This window comes from Pseudomonas sp. FP1740 (assembly GCF_030687165.1).
Taxonomy (GTDB): Bacteria; Pseudomonadota; Gammaproteobacteria; order Pseudomonadales; family Pseudomonadaceae; genus Aquipseudomonas.
This window is the reverse complement of sequence record NZ_CP117461.1, coordinates 6,570,182-6,585,551: the sequence shown is the minus strand read 5'-3', so window position 1 is coordinate 6,585,551 and position 15,370 is coordinate 6,570,182. Positions and strand designations below refer to the sequence as shown.

General features: G+C 60.0%; 13 protein-coding genes. 7 read left to right on the top strand and 6 right to left on the bottom strand.

The genetic code is table 11. The features are described 5' to 3' along the window. Nucleotides 1-82: 82 nt before the first annotated feature. Both zigA and PSH69_RS29710 read left to right on the top strand, forming a co-directional pair. Entirely contained in the window at nt 83-1,291 is a 1,209-nt protein-coding gene (gene zigA, locus PSH69_RS29715) for a zinc metallochaperone GTPase ZigA (RefSeq protein ID WP_305410588.1), read from the top strand. Beyond that, the gene (locus PSH69_RS29710; protein ID WP_305410587.1) at nt 1,291-1,941 is read left to right on the top strand and encodes a DUF1826 domain-containing protein; all 651 of its coding nucleotides are present in this window, start codon (nt 1,291-1,293) and stop codon (nt 1,939-1,941) included. Before zigA ends, PSH69_RS29710 begins: the two co-directional genes overlap by 1 nt. Nucleotides 1,942-1,945: 4 nt before the next feature. On the opposite strand, the gene PSH69_RS29705 is transcribed toward PSH69_RS29710, so the two are convergent. Continuing rightward, nucleotides 1,946-2,302, bottom strand: coding sequence for a hypothetical protein (locus PSH69_RS29705; RefSeq protein WP_028940098.1), 357 nt, complete (start codon nt 2,300-2,302; stop codon nt 1,946-1,948). A 27-nt stretch (nt 2,303-2,329) separates the two neighbouring features. Here PSH69_RS29705 and PSH69_RS29700 point away from each other — a divergent pair, with 27 nt between their 5' ends. Then, the gene (locus PSH69_RS29700; protein WP_305410586.1) at nt 2,330-3,295 is read left to right on the top strand and encodes a GTP-binding protein; all 966 of its coding nucleotides are present in this window, start codon (nt 2,330-2,332) and stop codon (nt 3,293-3,295) included. A gap of 42 nt (nt 3,296-3,337) precedes the next feature. On the opposite strand, the gene PSH69_RS29695 is transcribed toward PSH69_RS29700, so the two are convergent. Beyond that, entirely contained in the window at nt 3,338-3,751 is a 414-nt protein-coding gene (locus tag PSH69_RS29695) for a DUF3301 domain-containing protein (protein ID WP_138866545.1), read from the bottom strand. Between the two features lie 120 nt (nt 3,752-3,871). Here PSH69_RS29695 and pdxY point away from each other — a divergent pair, with 120 nt between their 5' ends. Next, a complete protein-coding gene (gene pdxY / locus PSH69_RS29690; RefSeq protein ID WP_305410585.1) occupies nt 3,872-4,744 on the top strand; it encodes a pyridoxal kinase PdxY in 873 nt (290 codons plus the stop codon). Nucleotides 4,745-4,825: 81 nt separating this feature from the next. On the opposite strand, the gene PSH69_RS29685 is transcribed toward pdxY, so the two are convergent. Then, entirely contained in the window at nt 4,826-5,308 is a 483-nt protein-coding gene (locus PSH69_RS29685; RefSeq protein WP_007934430.1) for an acyl-CoA thioesterase, read from the bottom strand. Nucleotides 5,309-5,513: 205 nt separating this feature from the next. Here PSH69_RS29685 and PSH69_RS29680 point away from each other — a divergent pair, with 205 nt between their 5' ends. Further along, nucleotides 5,514-7,277, top strand: coding sequence for a cation:proton antiporter (locus PSH69_RS29680; RefSeq protein ID WP_305410584.1), 1,764 nt, complete (start codon nt 5,514-5,516; stop codon nt 7,275-7,277). Nucleotides 7,278-7,299: 22 nt separating this feature from the next. Here PSH69_RS29680 and PSH69_RS29675 read toward each other — a convergent pair whose 3' ends face one another. From PSH69_RS29675 to uvrD, 3 genes are all read right to left on the bottom strand, one after another. Next, complete coding sequence (locus tag PSH69_RS29675; protein WP_007934432.1) at nt 7,300-7,707, bottom strand: SMI1/KNR4 family protein; 408 nt, start codon at nt 7,705-7,707, stop codon at nt 7,300-7,302. A gap of 134 nt (nt 7,708-7,841) precedes the next feature. Beyond that, the gene (locus PSH69_RS29670) at nt 7,842-8,714 is read right to left on the bottom strand and encodes a Tim44 domain-containing protein (RefSeq protein WP_305410583.1); all 873 of its coding nucleotides are present in this window, start codon (nt 8,712-8,714) and stop codon (nt 7,842-7,844) included. Nucleotides 8,715-9,021: 307 nt separating this feature from the next. Beyond that, complete coding sequence (gene uvrD / locus PSH69_RS29665) at nt 9,022-11,205, bottom strand: DNA helicase II (RefSeq protein ID WP_305410582.1); 2,184 nt, start codon at nt 11,203-11,205, stop codon at nt 9,022-9,024. A gap of 259 nt (nt 11,206-11,464) precedes the next feature. Here uvrD and PSH69_RS29660 point away from each other — a divergent pair, with 259 nt between their 5' ends. Continuing rightward, nucleotides 11,465-14,338, top strand: coding sequence for an EAL domain-containing protein (locus tag PSH69_RS29660; protein ID WP_305410581.1), 2,874 nt, complete (start codon nt 11,465-11,467; stop codon nt 14,336-14,338). A gap of 135 nt (nt 14,339-14,473) precedes the next feature. Beyond that, on the top strand, nt 14,474-15,340 hold the full coding sequence (gene hexR / locus PSH69_RS29655) for a transcriptional regulator HexR (RefSeq protein ID WP_017850032.1): 867 nt from the start codon (nt 14,474-14,476) through the stop codon (nt 15,338-15,340). The last annotated feature ends 30 nt before the right edge of the window (nt 15,341-15,370 follow it).

The following is a 15,370-nucleotide window of genomic DNA, read 5'->3' as shown; positions in this document are numbered from 1 at the left end:
GAGAGTGGCTTGTTTGTGTTGTTATACTATAACATAAATTAAGCCCGACATTGCGACCGGGCATCCCTGTGAGGAATACCTGATGCCCAATCGTCTCCCCGTGACCGTCCTGTCGGGCTTTCTCGGCGCCGGAAAAAGTACACTGCTGAATTACGTACTACGTAATCGCGATAATCTGCGGGTCGCGGTGATCGTCAACGACATGAGCGAGATCAATATTGATGGCAGTGAAGTTCAACGCGATGTCAGTCTGAACCGTGCCGAAGAAAAACTCGTGGAAATGAGCAACGGCTGCATTTGCTGTACGTTGCGCGAAGACCTGCTCGAAGAAGTCAGCAAACTCGCCAGGGACGGTCGTTTCGATTATCTGCTGATCGAGTCCACCGGCATTTCCGAGCCGCTGCCCGTGGCGGAAACCTTCACCTTTCGCGATGAAGAGGGGCAGAGCCTGGCCGACATTGCGCGGCTCGACACCATGGTCACCGTGGTCGACGGCATGAACTTCCTGCTCGACTACCAGGCCGCCGAAAGTCTCGCTTCCCGTGGTGAAACCCTGGGCGAGGAGGACGAGCGCTCGATCACTGACCTGTTGATCGAGCAGATCGAATTCGCCGACGTGATCTTGATCAGCAAGATCGATTTGATCAGCAGCCGCGAACGCCAGGAGCTGATCGCGATCCTCGAACGGCTCAATGCCCAGGCCGAGATCATTCCGATGGTCATGGGCGAGGTGCCACTCAAGAAGATCCTCAACACTGGGCGTTTCGACTTCGAGAAGGCTGCTCAGGCACCAGGATGGTTACAGGAATTGCGCGGTGAACACGTGCCGGAAACCGAGGAGTACGGTATTGCCTCCACGGCTTATCGGGCGCGGCGACCGTTTCATCCGCAGCGTTTTTTCAGCTTCATCGATCGCCCGTGGGTCAACGGCAAACTGCTGCGCTCCAAGGGCTTTTTCTGGCTGGCCAGCAAACACATGGATGCCGGCAGCTGGTCCCAGGCCGGCGGCTTGATGCGTTACGGGTTTGCCGGGCGCTGGTGGCGTTTCGTGCCGAAAAACCAATGGCCGCAAGACGAAGAAAGCACCGCCGGGATCATGGAGAACTGGACGGCCGCCACCGGAGATTGCCGGCAGGAACTGGTGTTTATTGGTCAGAACATCGACTTTGCACAACTCACCGCCGAACTTGATAACTGCCTGCTGACGGATGATGAAATGGCCCTGGGCGTCGAGGGTTGGCGGCTGTTGCCCGATCCGTTCGGTCCCTGGCACGAAGAGGCGGCTGCCTGATGCTGGCGCCCAGTCTGAAGTTGCGACCGGTCATTGCTCAGGTTCAAGGTGAAACGCCAAAGGTGCTGACCGGGATTCTGGACGACGGTGTGAACCTCGCCCTCTGGCAACGCCAACTGCCAGCGCACATTGCCGATTTCGGTCGCTTGCTGCTGTCCCTGAACCAGCCGCTGGCCGTGTCGCTGTCCCTGGAAATGGCCAGTGAAGACACTGAACCCAATCTCCACGGTTTAGCCTCAGGCTTCAGCGACCTTGAAGGCTACGAAGGCTTTATCGCCGACGTTTCCTGGCTGGTCAGTGCTTTTGCCTGCCTATTGGGTGCCCAACGTATTGGTTTGCGCCTGCGGGTTCTGGACAAAGCCATGTGCCCGCGTTTCCACGTCGATCATGTGCCGGTGCGGTTGATCACTACCTACGCAGGGGTCGGCAGCCAATGGCTGAAAGAAGGGGCGATGGATCGCCGCCGATTAGGCGAGCCTGACGCCGAACCCAAGGATGATTCGCTGATCCAGCAAATCGCCAGCGGCGAAGTGGCGCTGCTCAAGGGAGAGAAGTGGCACGGTAACGAAGGTTTCGGCTTGATTCACCGTTCGCCGCAGCCGGCGCCGGGCGAGCGTCGTTTGATCCTGACCCTCGACTGGTTGGGCTGACAGCTCAAGGTTTGAGCCAGGTTCCCTGGCTCTGGGCTTCGCAAAACGGCTTCAGATACGCCGCATCGGTGGCCACGCCGTAATAGTGAATATCCTGCCGGTAAGGCATATTGGCGACTTGAGCGTTGCTGCATACCCCGAATGCGCCGGCGGGGCATTGGTCGACGTACTGCACCTCGACTTTCTGCCCGGCCAGATTCGGCTGGCAGAAGCCGTCGGCGAACAGTTTTTCCGGGATGTTGCGGTTCTGCTGGCAGACCTTCACGTCCAGCCGCGCTGCCGTACTATGTACCACGCAGGCCTGGGCCAGCGCTTCACCCGACGTGAGCGCCAGAAGCAACGACCATCCCATCAACCGCATCCTTTACCTCCTCAGAAAACTTCGACCATGTTGCAGAACATTCCCACCCACGTCATCGCCGGCCCGCTGGGTGCCGGCAAGACCGGCCTGATCAAGCACCTGCTGGCGCAGCGGCCGGCCGGTGAGCGCTGGGCGGTGCTGATCAACGAATTCGGCCAGATCGGCCTGGATGCTGCGTTGCTGACCCAGGACGCCGATGGTATCGCACTGGGGGAAGTGGCCGGGGGGTGTTTGTGTTGCGTCAATGGTGCGCCGTTTCAGGTCGGCCTCGGACGGTTGCTGCGCAAGGCACGACCGGATCGACTGTTCATCGAGCCGTCCGGACTGGGGCATCCGGCTCAGTTGCTCAGGCAATTGAGCGAGGCGCCGTGGCAAGGCGTCCTGGCGGTGCAGCCTTGCGTGCTGGTACTGGATGCCCGGGCACTCGCGGCCGGAAAACCGCTGCCAGCGGCGCAACAGCAAGCCTTGGACAGTGCCGGGTTGCTGTTGCTGAACAAGGCGGAAAGCCTCGACGACAGTGATCGCCAGCGAGTTGTCGCACAGTTGCCGTCGCGTCCTTTGTACTGGACGCAGCAAGCTGTCTTGCCGCTGAGCGAGTTACCGGGCCTCAAGGCTCAGGCTGTCGCGGGTGTGGATAACTTCATCGTGCCCAAGGGGCTGGCACAGATGCCGGCCATCTGGACTGACCCTGCGCAGCCGATTTGCTTGAGTCAGGCGCAAGAGGGTGGCTGGAGCGTCGGCTGGCGCTGGCATCCGAGTCAGACATTCGATGCCGTGCTTGTCGGAAAGTGGCTTGAGAGCCTTGAATGGTTGCGGGCGAAGCTGGTTATCCACAGTGTCGAGGGTTGGGTGTCGGCCAACGCGCTGAATAACTCGTTACTGGATTGGCAACCCAGCGAATGGCGACGGGATTCGCGCATCGAGCTGATTTTCAGTGAGGTACAGGTTGTTGATTCACTGCAAAGAGATCTGGCCGATTGCCGGTCGGGGTGAAGATCAAAAGATCACAGCTCCTACGGTGCGATCTTTTGATCTTCAGGGACGCCACTTGGTGTGTTCTTGCCGCCACTGGCTCAATTCAATCACCTCGGCGCTGGGTTTTGCGACTTCGACCACCGGCGGTGTGTCGTCGAATGGCATTGGGTAGGGCGCGAGCTCGATCTGTGCGCTATGGGCGCCGAACTGAGTGATAGTGCCGTTGTGGCGGGTTTCGCCGGTCACGGTGAACTCGAAGTTATACACACGGGCCAGGCGCCGACGGCCGTTGGCGTCTTTAATGAAAGCGATCTTTTTCAAGGCTACGTTGCCGTCCAGCAGCTCGATCCGCAGCTTGGCGCAATGCTGCTGAACCCGCTCCAGTGCGCGTTCGCGCAAGCCGTGGTTGTGCCACAGCCATGCGCCACCGGTGGCGAGCAGCATCAGCACGAAGATATTTCCTAGGGTCAGCATCAACAGGGTGCTCCAACAAGATAGTGTCAGCTTAACTGCGTCTCTGGTCTGTCGTACAGGCTGCGTTTAGTCGCATACTGCGCGGCTCGAATTTCAATCGGTTTATGGAAAACTCACCGCATGAAACGTACGCCTCATCTGCTCGCCATCCAGTCCCATGTGGTGTTCGGCCACGCTGGCAACAGCGCCGCGGTTTTCCCGATGCAGCGGGTCGGGGTGAACGTCTGGCCACTCAATACCGTGCAGTTCTCCAACCACACGCAATATGGCCAGTGGGCCGGGGAAGTGCTGGCCCCGCATCAGATTCCGGAATTGGTGGAAGGCATCGCGGCGATTGGTGAACTGGGCAACTGCGACGCCGTGTTGTCCGGCTACCTCGGCAGCGCGGCCCAGGGGCGGGCGATTCTGGCGGGAGTGGAGCGAATCAAATCGATCAATCCCAAAGCCTTGTACCTCTGCGATCCGGTGATGGGCCATCCGGAGAAGGGCTGCAGTGTTCCAGCCGAAGTCAGCGATTTCCTGCTGGAAGAGGCGGCGGCGATAGCCGACTTCATGTGCCCGAATCAGCTGGAGTTGAACAGCTTCTCGGGGCGCAAGGCGCAGTCACTGTTCGATTGTCTGGCCATGGCGCGGGCGCTGCTGGCGCGCGGTCCGAAGGCGGTGTTGGTTAAGCATCTGGACTATCCCGGCAAACTGGCGGATGGCTTCGAGATGTTGCTGGTGACCGCTGAAGGCAGCTGGCACTTGCGTCGGCCGTTGCTGGCGTTCCCGCGTCAGCCGGTGGGCGTTGGTGATCTGACTTCCGGGCTGTTCCTGGCGCGCGTGTTGCTGGGTGACAGTCTGCTGAGCGCCTTCGAGTTCACCGCGGCGGCGGTGCATGAAGTGCTGCTGGAAACCCAGGCGTGTGCCAGCTATGAGCTGGAACTGGTGCGGGCGCAGGACCGGATCGCCCATCCCCGGGTGCGGTTCGAGGCGGAAGCGATCAGTTTGTAACGGTGTGGCGGTAGAAAAGATCGCAGCCTTCGGCAGCTCCTGCGCGTCTGTGGGCGCTGCCGCAGGCTGCGATCTTTTGTTTTAAGCGTCGCCCTTGATTTCCTGATAGCGCTTTTCCAGTTCCTGACGAATCTGCCGACGCTGCTGGGCTTGCATGTACCGACGCTTGTCTTCGCTGTTCTGCGGTTGCAGTGGGGGGACGGAGGCCGGTTTACGCTGGTCATCCACCGCGACCATGGTGAAGAAGCAGCTGTTGGTGTGGCGCACCGAGCGCTCGCGAATGTTCTCGGTCACGACCTTGATGCCCACTTCCATCGAGGTATTACCGGTGTAGTTGACCGAGGCCAGAAAGGTCACCAGCTCACCGACATGAATCGGCTCGCGGAAGATCACCTGATCCACCGACAAGGTCACTACGTAACGGCCGGCATACCGGCTGGCGCAGGCGTAAGCCACTTCATCGAGGTATTTGAGCAGGGTGCCGCCGTGGACATTGCCAGAGAAGTTGGCCATGTCGGGGGTCATCAATACCGTCATCGACAGCTGGGCGTTTCCGGGTTCCATAACGTACTCACGGGTTCAAGGCAGGGTTTGGGGGTTACACCTCTGTGGGTGCTTGTCGGTGTTTTTCAAACCAACAGTTATCGGGACGCCGGGCGGGGAGGCGCCGTCACGCCCGAAGCGATCTGTTTCCATATATTGCACCGTCTTTGCGGCGGAAGTCGTGGTGTTACCCTTCAAAAGCCCACTCCCGAAGGAGCCACACACCATGCATGCCATCAGTTTCATTCAGGATCTGGCAGTGATCATGTTGATCGCGGGTGTGGTGACCGTGCTCTTTCATCGTCTCAAACAACCGGTGGTGCTCGGCTACATCGTCGCCGGTTTCATTATCGGCCCGCACACGCCACCCTTCGGCCTGATCCACGACGAAGAAACCATCAAGACCCTCGCCGAGCTCGGGGTGATTTTCCTGATGTTTTGCCTGGGGCTGGAGTTCAGTCTGCGCAAGCTGTTCAAGGTCGGCGCCACGGCGTTTATCGCGGCCTTCCTGGAAATCGTCCTGATGATCTGGATCGGCTACGAAATCGGCCGCTGGTTCGACTGGAATACCATGGACTCGCTGTTCCTCGGCGCGATCCTGGCGATTTCCTCGACCACCATCATCGTCAAGGCGCTCAACGACCTGAAGATGAAGAACGAGCGTTTTGCGCAGTTGATCTTTGGCGTACTGATCGTCGAGGACATCCTCGGTATCGGCATCATCGCCTTGCTGTCGAGCATCGCGGTCAGCGGCACGGTCAGTTCCGGCGAAGTCTTTTCCACCGTCGGCAAGCTTTCCCTGTTCATGATTGTCGCACTGGTCATCGGCATTCTGCTGGTGCCGCGACTACTGGCCTATGTGGCGAAATTCGAGAGCAACGAGATGTTGCTGATTACCGTGCTGGGCCTGTGTTTCGGCTTCTGCCTGCTGGTGGTCAAGCTTGAATACAGCATGGTTCTCGGCGCATTCCTGATCGGCGCGATCATGGCCGAATCGCGCCAGCTGCTGAAGATCGAGCAGTTGATCGAGCCGGTTCGCGACCTGTTCAGTGCCATCTTCTTCGTCGCCATCGGCCTGATGCTCGATCCGATGATCCTGCTGCAATACGCCTGGCCGATTGCGGTGATCACTGTGGCGGTAGTGCTGGGCAAGATGCTGTCCTGCGGCCTCGGCGCGTTTATCGCCGGCAATGACGGACGCACCTCACTGCGCGTGGGGATGGGGCTTTCACAGATTGGCGAATTCTCTTTCATCATCGCCGCGCTGGGCATGACACTGCAGGTCACCAGCAGCTTTCTCTATCCGGTGGCTGTGGCCGTCTCGGTGATCACCACGCTGTTGACGCCCTATCTGATCCGCGCGGCCGATCCGCTGTCGATCAAGCTTGCTGCCGTAATGCCGCAGCGTCTGGCTCGTGTGCTGGGGATGTATGGCGAATGGCTGCGCAGCATCCAGCCTCAGGGCGAGGGCGCGCTGTTGGCGTCGATGATTCGGCGGATTCTGTTGCAGGTGGGGGTCAATCTGGCGCTGGTGGTTGCGATCTTTTTATCGGGCGCCTTCTTCGCCGAGCGCATGTCCGTTTACCTGCAAGACTGGATCAGCGACCCGAGCTGGCAGAAAGCGTTGATCTGGGGTGGGGCGTTGCTGTTGTCGCTGCCGTTCCTGATCGCCGCCTATCGCAAGCTCAAGGCGCTGTCGATGTTGCTGGCAGAAATGGGGGTGAAGTCGGAGATGGCCGGCCGCCACACGCAGCGAGTGCGTCGGGTGATCGCCGAAGTGATCCCGATCCTCTCGCTGCTGGTGATTTTCCTGCTGTTGGCAGCCTTGTCGGCCAGTATTCTGCCGACCAACAAGTTGCTGGTGCTCATCGCCGTCGTTGCGGCCGCCGTGGCGGCGCTGCTTTGGCGCTGGTTCATCCGCGTGCATACGCGGATGCAGGTGGCCTTGCTGGAAACCCTGGACAACCACAAGGATTCGTCCGGGCATTGACCTCGTAGCGGATCAACGCGGATCAGCTTTCCAGCCAGACGTCCCGCGCCCAGTGCCAGACCGACTCCCAGGTTTCTTCGGCGAGCAATTCTTCTTCGGCCAGCCACAGCACCACCGTGCCGTCTTCTTCGACGCAGTAGTAGTTGTCACCGTCCTGGCAGATCGGGATCAGGCTGCGATCAACACCAGCGTCCCAGGCATTGGCGGCAACGTCCGGCAGGTAGGTGTGGGATTGCGGGTCAGTGACGGTCACCGGCTCCAGGCTGCCGTAGACTACATCGCTGACAGTCAGCAGGAATTCTCTGAATACGAAGGGAATGTCGATGAACAGTTGTTCTTCGATTTCTACCAGCAGATCTTCGTCGGGCAACTCCAAGGGGACCGGTACCGGTTCGTTGGCTTCACGCAGTTGTTCGATGATTTCTTCCACGTCCGGGATCCTCTTGCTTGATGGCGCGGTTTAGTTGGGGCGGTTTATACAGTAGCTCGCTATAGATGCAACCGTGAAATAGAAAACCCCGGCAGAGCCGGGGTTTTCATTACAGCATGCGAAACGCGGAGCTATCAGCCGTTCTGGCGGATACCTGCTACCAGCCAAGGCTGGTTTTCGCCCTGTGGACGCTCCATGTTCCAGCTTTCGCTGAACACTTCGCCCTGGTCGAAACGCGAGGTCTTCGACACGCCGCTGAAGGTCAGGGTGGCGATGGTCTTGTCCGCACGGTCATCAACGCCGTCCAGTTGTACCTGGAGGTTGTCAATGTAGGTCGACTGGAAGCCGTCGCCCAGGTCGGCACGTTCGCGCTTGAGGAACTCCAGCAACTGCGGGGTCACGAACTCGGCGATCTTGTCCATTTCGTTGGCGTCCCAATGTTGCTGCAGGGACTGGAAGTGGTTGCGGGCCGCTTCGACGAAGCGCTGTTCGTTGAACCAGGCCGGAGCATTGATCACCGGACGAGCGGCAGCAGGTGCAGCCGAACCGCCGAAGATCGAACCCATGGCGGGCTTCTGCTCGAATACTTCACGTTGCATCGGCGCGCCGGCCGGGGCCAGGTGCTCCTGCTGCTTGCGACGACGAGCGGCGATGAAGCGGAAGACCAGGAAGGCGATGACCGCCATGATCAGGATGTCGAAGAACTGCATGCCCTGGAAGCCGCCGCCCATGAACATGGAGGCCAGCAGGCCACCGGCCGCGATACCGGCCAGAGGGCCTAGCCAGCGCGAAGCACCGCCGGCCTTGGCGGCAGCGCCAGCGGCACCGGCCGCACCGGCAGTGGCAGCTGCGCCGCCCACGCCAGGAGAAGAAGGAGCCATTTGGCTGGTCTGGTGAGTCGGCGCAGCGCCGACACTTTTGCCGCCACCAAAGCGTTTGGCGTTGGCGTCCAGGCTCATCGTCAGGCCGATGCACAACGCCATGGCGATGCTAAGAAAACGTTTCATAAAGGGAATTCCCATTTGTGGATGGCACGCGCGCCATGTTGCACAGCTGAAGTGTCACTGGCTAGCGGCAGAGTGTTTCGGGCTTTTGCCTGACAGGTTCTGTTCAGGTTCAGTCAGTGCAATAGGGCCTGTTAACTTTGGTCTGTAGGAGGAGTGGATAAGTTCTGTAGGAAAGGCGACCAGCGCCACTGCGAGATCACCGTGATAGATCGTTCCCACGCTCTGCGTGGTAACGCCACCCTGGACGCGGAGCGTCACGGGATGCATTCCCCACGCAGAGCGTGGGAACGATCATCACTGGCGGGCTTTAGATCGCTTCCAGCTTGGCGTAACCGAGCATCAGCCACTTGCTGCCTTCGCTGAAGTTCACCTGCACCCGCGCCTGAGCACCGGCGCCTTCGAAATTCAGGATCACACCGTCGCCGAACACCGAATGCCGCACAGTCTGGCCGAGGCTGAACCCGGTGTCCGGGATCTCGCTGCCGCCGAACAGGCTGCTGGAACTCTGCTGCTGGCCTCCACCGAACGGACGGCTGACGCTGTTGGACAGTCGCACTTCCTGGATCAGGCCTTTCGGCACTTCACGTACGAAACGCGACACCTTGTTGTAGGTCTCGCTGCCGTACAAGCGTCGGGTTTCAGCATACGTCAGCACCAGGTTCTGCATCGCCCGGGTGATACCGACATAGGCCAGACGACGCTCTTCTTCAAGGCGACCGGGTTCTTCCAGGCTCATTTTGTGCGGAAACAGGCCTTCTTCCATGCCCACCAGGAACACGTAAGGGAATTCCAGGCCCTTGGCGCTGTGCAGGGTCATCAACTGAATGCTGTCTTCGTGCTCGTCGGCCTGGGTGTCCCCGGCCTCCAGCGAGGCGTGGCCGAGGAATGCCGCCAGTGGCGATTGCTCTTCGTCCTCTTCCGGGTTTTCGAAGTTGCGCGCGGCGCTGACCAGTTCCTCAAGGTTTTCTACCCGGGCCTGGCCTTTCTCGCCTTTTTCCGCCTGGTGGTAGGCGATCAGCCCCGACTGCTCGATGACGGTCTGGGTCATCAGGTGCAGCGGCATTTCCATGCACTTGGCGGCGAGGTTCTCGATCAGCTCCATAAACGCCCCAAGGGCGCCGGCAGCGCGACCGGTCAGGCCCTTGTTGGCCACCAGCTGACGCATGGCTTCCCACATCGACACGTCGCCGTGGCGCGCATGATCGCGAATCGCTTCGACGGTTTTTTCGCCGATGCCACGGGCCGGAACGTTGATCACCCGCTCCAGGGCCGCATCGTTGCCACGGCCTTCCAACAAACGCAGGTAAGCCATGGCGTTCTTGATTTCTGCCCGTTCGAAGAAGCGCTGACCGCCATAAATGCGGTACGGGATGCGCTCGCGCAGCAAGGCTTCTTCCAAAACGCGCGATTGGGCGTTAGAGCGGTACAGAATCGCGATATCACTGCGAGCCAAGCCGGTTTTCAGCGCGCTTTCAATAGTTTCAACCACGTAGCGTGCTTCATCGTGTTCGTTGAACGCGGCGTACAGATTGATCGCTTCGCCTTCGCCACCATCGGTCCACAGCTCTTTGCCCATGCGCCCCGTGTTGTTGGCGATCAGGGCGTTGGCGGCCTTGAGGATCCCGGCGGTGGAGCGGTAGTTCTGCTCCAGACGAATGATCTCGGCATCCGGGAAGTCGTCGGAATACTGATAGATGTTCTCGATTTTCGCGCCGCGCCAGCCATAGATCGACTGATCGTCGTCGCCGACCACCATCAGGCTGTCGCCACCCTTGGCCAGCAGACGCAGCCAGGCGTACTGCACGGCGTTGGTGTCCTGGAACTCGTCCACCAGAATGTGCCGGAAGCGCTTCTGGTAATGGGCGAGCAGGCCCGGGTGGTCGCGCCACAGATCGAGGGCGCGCAGCAGCAGTTCGGAGAAGTCGATGACGCCGGCGCGCAGGCACGCAGCCTCGTAGGCTTCATAAATGCTGCGCATGGTCGCCAGGAACAGATCCCCGCTGGCTTGAATATGTTGTGGACGCAGACCGTCGTCTTTCTGCCCGTTGATGAACCACTGGGCCTGCCGGGCCGGCCAGCGTTGCTCGTCCAGGCCCAGTTCGCGGATCACCCGCTTGACCAGCCGTTGCTGGTCATCACTGTCGAGAATCTGGAAGGTCTGGCTCAGGCCCGCTTCCTGCCAGTGCGCCCGCAATAAGCGGTGCGCCAGGCCGTGGAAGGTGCCGACCCACATGCCGGCCGGGTTGATACCCATCAGCTGCTCGATGCGATGACGCATCTCGGCAGCGGCCTTGTTGGTGAAGGTCACCGACAGAATGGAGTGGGGCGAGGCGTTTTCGACCTGGATCAACCAGGCGATACGGTGCACCAGCACTCGGGTTTTACCGGAGCCAGCACCGGCCAGGACCAACTGACGACCCACGGAGGCAGCTACGGCCTGGCGTTGGGCATCGTTGAGGGAGTTCAGCAGAAGGGAGAGATCATCGCGCATCGGGGCATTCTAGGGCGCGCCGTCACACCGGGCAAACCGAGCTTTGCATTAGCCGATGAAAGAAGCATCGACGATGACCGGTTGGTCACTGGCTGCAAGCAGGGACGGGGCTCGCCTGGCGGCTTTTGCGCCGGATGCGGGCGACTAAAACTTTTGTCTATTTTATGACCTGAGGCAGTTTGGTCCGGGCATTTGCTTGTGTATGCTCCGTTCACAATTCGGGCTCGCATGCTCAACTATAAGAACAAGAACATCGCCTATGACCCTCAGCTCCGACCTGTCGGGCCCCTCCGTGGAGCCTCGGGCTATCCGCAAACAGTACGCCATGGAGATGGCGGTCGAACGCACGCGTCTGCTGTACCAGGGCTCGCTGTTGCCGACGCTTTTCATGTTGATCAACGGTCTGGTCTGCGCCGGGTTGCTCTGGAGCCCGCAACGCTACTTCGTGGTCAGTGTCTGGCTGGTCTGGTTGTTGTCGCTGGTGGCGTTGCGGGTGATTCAGGTCGCGGCCTTCGATTCGGCGATTCCCAACCGTCAGGCCCATCCGATCTGGCGTCGCATGTTTCTGCTCGGTTCGGCGATGACCGGCCTGACCCTGGCCGGTGCCGGCATTGCACTGGTGCCCGCTGACAATTTCATCCAGCAAGCCTGGGTATTCGGTCTGATCGGCGCCGCAGCCCTTTCGGCCAGCGTCGCTTATGCGGTCAGCCTGCCGGCTTTTCTGTCCTTTACCTTGCCCTGTTTGTTGCCCGCCATCGGCTATCTGTTCTGGGGCGGCGATGAACAGGAGCAGGGCTGGGGCTGGTTCGGGCTGATTCTACTGGGCTCGTTGAGCGTGGTCGCCTGGCAGGTCAATCGGCTGATAGACCAAGGGTTGTTGCGGCGCTTTCAAAATCAGGCGCTGATCGAACACTTGCAGCAGGCGCAAAGTCGCAGCGATCAGCTCAATCACGAACTGGCCAGGGAAATCGACCAGCGTCGTCGCGCCGAAGAAGAATTGCGCGAAACCCAGGTCGATCTTGAAAACCGGGTTGCCCAACGCAGTCTGGAGCTGGATGCGGCCAACCAGGCCTTGAGCAAGAGCGAAGCGCGGCTGGTGCTGGCGTTAAAGGCGAGCGAGCTCGGTTTGTGGGACTGGAACCTGCAGACCGACGAAGTCCATCACACACAGCTTCAGGAGTTGTTCGGGCTGGAGCCGGAATACGTGACGGCGATGCTCCGCCACCTCAAGCCGAGGCTGCATCCCGACGACTTGCCAGCGCTGAAGCGGGCGCTGGTCGAGCATTTGAAGGGCCGCACCGAGGATTATCAGATCGAGTACCGGGTGCGACATGGCGATGGCCATTGGGTCTGGATCGAGGACCGTGGTCGAGCGGTCGAGCGTAGTGAAAATGGCCGGGTGATCCGCATGGTCGGCACCCGCCGCGATATCAGCGCCAGCAAGCACCTGGAAGAACAGCGCCAACTGGCGGCGACGGTGTTTGAGGCGGCCAGCGAAGGCATCGTGATTTTCGACCCGAACTACGCGCTTATCGCGGTCAATCAGGCTTTCAGTCGGGTGACTGGCTATGAAATCGACGACATGCTTGGGCGTAACGTGGTCGATTTGCCTTGCAGTCGCGACGCCCGCCGGCATTACGCAGCGATCCGTCAGGCGCTGGAGCAGCACGGTAGTTGGCAGGGCGAGTTGGTCGAGACCCGCAAGAATGGCGAGTTGTATCCGCAGTGGCTGCAACTGAATGCCGTGCGCGATATGCGGGGAAATGTCAGTCATATTGTTGGCTTCTTCGCTGATCTGTCCGCTCGGCGTGAATCCGAAGAGCGTATGCGCTACCTCACCCATTACGACGAGCTCACAGGGCTGGCCAACCGTTCGTTGTTCCGTGAACGACTGAGCGAGGCTCATCAGCGGGTGCGCCAGGGCGGTCGTCGCAGCCTGGCGCTGCTGCACATCAATCTGGATCGCTTCAAGCTGCTCAACGACAGCCTCGGCCACGAAATCGCCGATCAGCTGTTACAGAAAATGGCCCGGCGGTTGGTCAATGCGTTGCCGGAAGCAGACACCATCGCCCGGTTGTCCGGCGATGAATTTGCGGTGCTGTTCGACGCCTACGGCAACCTGTCGAGCCTGGCGCGCGTGGCGACCCGATTGTCGACCAAGCTGCGTTTGCCGATCACCGTCGAGGGGCATGAACTGGTGATGAGCGCGTCCATGGGCATCAGTCTGTTGCCGGACACCGCGCGGGAGATTTCCGCGCTGGTCAGCCAGTCGAACATGGCCATGCAGCATGCCAAACACTTGGGCGGCAACAACTTCCAGTTCTACACCGACAGCCTGCAGGCCAGCACGCTCGAGCGTTTGCAGCTTGAGAACCAATTGCGCAAAGCCATCGAAGAAAAGCAGTTGAAGGTGTTTTACCAACCGAAACTCTGTCTCGCCACCGGTCGGCTGAATGCTGCCGAGGCGTTGGTGCGCTGGGATCACCCGACCCTGGGTCGAGTGCCTCCGGGGGATTTCATTGGTCTGGCCGAGGAAACCGGACTGATCAACGCTATCGGCGAGTTCGTATTGCGTCAGGCCTGTTGGCAAGCCTGCGAATGGCAGCGTCAGGGGCTTGAGCCGATTCGGGTGTCGGTCAATCTGTCGGTGCATCAACTGCGTCAGGGGAAACTGGTCAGCCTGGTGCGCCAGGTGCTGGAGGAAACCGGTCTGGCGCCGCACTACCTGGAACTGGAGCTTACCGAGAGCCAGTTGCTGGACAGCGTCGAGCACATCATCGCGACCTTCCAGCAATTGCGCGATCTGGGGGTGAAGCTGGCGATCGACGATTTTGGTACCGGGTATTCGTCTCTGAGCTACCTCAAACGTATTCCTGTGGATTACGTGAAGATCGATCAGGCATTTATCCGTGGTCTGGGAGAGAGCAGCGAGGACGCGGCGATCACCCGAGCGATTATTGCCATGGCCCACGGCCTGTCGTTGAAAGTGGTGGCTGAAGGCGTCGAACGGCCGGAGCAGCTGGAGTTTCTGAAGGTCGAGCGTTGCGATGAAGTGCAGGGTTATTGGATCAGCCGTCCGGTTGAGGCTACTGACCTGGCTGAGCTGTTACGCGCGGACGAAAAAACCTCGTAGGTGCTACATGGAGCATATGTCGCGTGATATGGGGACATTGAGTTACGCATTGAGCAGGCAAAAAGCCGATTCATGTAGTATAACTACAAGCGTGCTACATCCCCGGCACCTGCCAATGACAAAGAGTCCAGCCCCTTGAATCTGCTGCAACACATCGCCCAGTCACGCCACCTGTTACGCAAGTCGGAGCTCAAGGTCGCCGACCACGTGCTGCTTGATCCTGCGGCGGTGATGCACAGTTCCATGGCCGACCTGGCCCACAGCGTAGGCATCAGCGAGCCGACCATCGTGCGGTTTTGCCGCGCCATCGGTTGCTCCGGGTTCCAGGATTTGAAACTGAAGCTGGCGCAGAGCCTGGCGGCCGGCGCGAGCTTCGGGCAATTCGCGATCCATGAAGACGATTCGGTTGCCGACTACAGTCTGAAAATCTTCGACACCACCCTGCACACCCTGATGGAAGTTCGCGAGAAACTTGATCCGGTAGCGTTGCAGAAAGCCGTGACCGCGATGTCCCAGGCCCAACGTGTCGAGTTCTACGGCTTCGGTGCGTCGGGTGCGGTGGCGGCGGATGCCCAGCACAAGTTCTTCCGTTTGTTGCTGACTGCGGCGGCGTATTCCGACCCGCACATGCAGGCGATGTCGGCGGTGACCTTGAAGCCGACCGACGTGGCGATCTGCATTTCTCAGTCCGGTCGCTCAAAGGATCTGTTGATCACCGCCAATCTTGTGCGCGAAAGCGGCGCCACGCTGATCACCCTGTGCCCGAGCCAGACACCATTGGCCGAACTGTCGACCGTTAACCTGGCGATCGACGTACACGAAGACACTGAAATCTACACGCCGCTGACTTCGCGTATTGCGCATCTGGTAGTGATCGATGTGTTGGCGATGGGCGTGGCCATGGCTCGTGGCCCGAGCCTGGTCAATCACTTGAAAAGCGTCAAGCGCAGCCTTCGCAGCTTGCGGTTGTCGCCAAAGTCGGTGAAAGCGCTGGACGATTGATTCTGGCTGGAATTGTGGCGAGGGAGCTTG

Coding starts and splice junctions, on each gene's coding strand:
- uvrD (WP_305410582.1), bottom strand. CDS start 11,205: ATGCGCGATGATCTCTCCCTTCTGCTGAACTCCCTCAACGATGCCCAA.
- PSH69_RS29710 (WP_305410587.1), top strand. CDS start 1,291: ATGCTGGCGCCCAGTCTGAAGTTGCGACCGGTCATTGCTCAGGTTCAA.
- PSH69_RS29680 (WP_305410584.1), top strand. CDS start 5,514: ATGCATGCCATCAGTTTCATTCAGGATCTGGCAGTGATCATGTTGATC.
- pdxY (WP_305410585.1), top strand. CDS start 3,872: ATGAAACGTACGCCTCATCTGCTCGCCATCCAGTCCCATGTGGTGTTC.
- PSH69_RS29705 (WP_028940098.1), bottom strand. CDS start 2,302: ATGCGGTTGATGGGATGGTCGTTGCTTCTGGCGCTCACGTCGGGTGAA.
- zigA (WP_305410588.1), top strand. CDS start 83: ATGCCCAATCGTCTCCCCGTGACCGTCCTGTCGGGCTTTCTCGGCGCC.
- PSH69_RS29700 (WP_305410586.1), top strand. CDS start 2,330: ATGTTGCAGAACATTCCCACCCACGTCATCGCCGGCCCGCTGGGTGCC.
- PSH69_RS29670 (WP_305410583.1), bottom strand. CDS start 8,714: ATGAAACGTTTTCTTAGCATCGCCATGGCGTTGTGCATCGGCCTGACG.
- PSH69_RS29695 (WP_138866545.1), bottom strand. CDS start 3,751: ATGCTGACCCTAGGAAATATCTTCGTGCTGATGCTGCTCGCCACCGGT.
- PSH69_RS29685 (WP_007934430.1), bottom strand. CDS start 5,308: ATGGAACCCGGAAACGCCCAGCTGTCGATGACGGTATTGATGACCCCC.
- PSH69_RS29660 (WP_305410581.1), top strand. CDS start 11,465: ATGACCCTCAGCTCCGACCTGTCGGGCCCCTCCGTGGAGCCTCGGGCT.